We start from the raw sequence: 1,118 nt of genomic DNA, 5'->3' as shown, positions 1-1,118 counted from the left end.
GTTGCAAAACGGTAACCCGCGCCGGCGACATTCAGTGTCCAAGGCCACGGCACAAGCTGTCCACGCAACTTTGCCCCGCTTTCCTGCAGCGCCACTGAGTAGAGCACTTCCGAAGGGATGCTCGCGGCGTGGGCAGCCAACTGATAAGCCGGTGGAGGCAGCTCGGCTGCGTGGCTTGTCAGCGCGAAGCACAGCAGGGCAATGCCTGCCCACGTCACTGACGCAGCCATTGTCCATTCACCTCTCGCACTACGGCCGGTAACTCGCCACCCAAGCTCAGGCCAAGCCAACGTCCACCGTCATGGTTTAGGGTGATTTGTCGGGTTCTGACATTCGCAGGGTCGATGCCCGAGACAATCGCCCAGTTGCGAATTCGCTCATCGTCGTTCTGGCTACCCACCATGTACACGTCAAACGGCTGCTTCTGAGCTTGAAGGGCCTTAACCCGAACTGAGCACTCCGGGCAATCGTCCTTGACGAACACTGCCAATCGGCCATTGCCTTGGTTAGCAGGGCTCGCGGTCACACCTTGGGACGCCGAACTGGCGATAGGCATCAGATTGGGATAGAGGCGTTTGAAGGCATCGTCATATGCGCGTTGATACGCCAATTCTTTTGCCGTGCGCTGCGCCTCGGCTTTGACCTGGAGCTCTGCATACCGCCGGCGCTCTTCATCATTGCGGGCTTCGATGCCTAATGCAGTCAGCGGATCCAGCCCGGGGGAATACACACCTCGTGAACTCTGCATCAGAGTCTGATAGCGCTGCCATTCCTGAGGACTGAGGTTCCAGTCTCGTGCCAGCATCTCGTCGCTCGATTGCGACTGGCTGTCCAGCAAAGCGCTCTGGTGCTCTCTGCTGGTGGACTGTGCGGAGCTGTTGGTTGCAGCGTTGGCCATGCCAGCTGCTGTGATCAGGATGACTCCCGTCAGTGTGAACATTCGCAGGTTGTAAACGGTCATGTGAACCTCTAAGGGCGCAGGGGCAGAATGCGGGTTGAGCCGTTGATGCTGAACAGGGCGCGTGAATCATCCAGGCTGTTGAGCTGCCAGTTGCTCCCCGCGACCATGTCGCCCGGGCGTATCAGGTTCAGTTGACTCAGTTGAGTGCTGCCAGGCG

Annotated in this window: 1 protein-coding gene and 1 pseudogene; both read right to left on the bottom strand. The window is 59.0% G+C overall.

Annotated elements, in window-relative coordinates; translation table 11 throughout:
• Nucleotides 1-230, bottom strand: a pseudogene (locus ABJ99_RS29135) (lytic transglycosylase domain-containing protein); the annotation flags it as partial.
• Nucleotides 215-961: a TIGR03759 family integrating conjugative element protein gene (locus tag ABJ99_RS13555; RefSeq protein ID WP_054086279.1), complete on the bottom strand. Its 747-nt coding sequence runs from the start codon at nucleotides 959-961 to the stop codon at nucleotides 215-217. The gene ABJ99_RS13555 and the pseudogene ABJ99_RS29135, both read right to left, overlap by 16 nt.
• Nucleotides 962-1,118 lie beyond the last annotated feature (157 nt).

Origin of the sequence: Pseudomonas syringae pv. cilantro (genome assembly GCF_001293775.1) — a bacterium.
Taxonomy (GTDB): Bacteria; Pseudomonadota; Gammaproteobacteria; order Pseudomonadales; family Pseudomonadaceae; genus Aquipseudomonas; species Aquipseudomonas syringae_P.
Note: the sequence above shows the minus strand (reverse complement) of the source record. Positions and strands in the feature narration are given on the sequence as shown.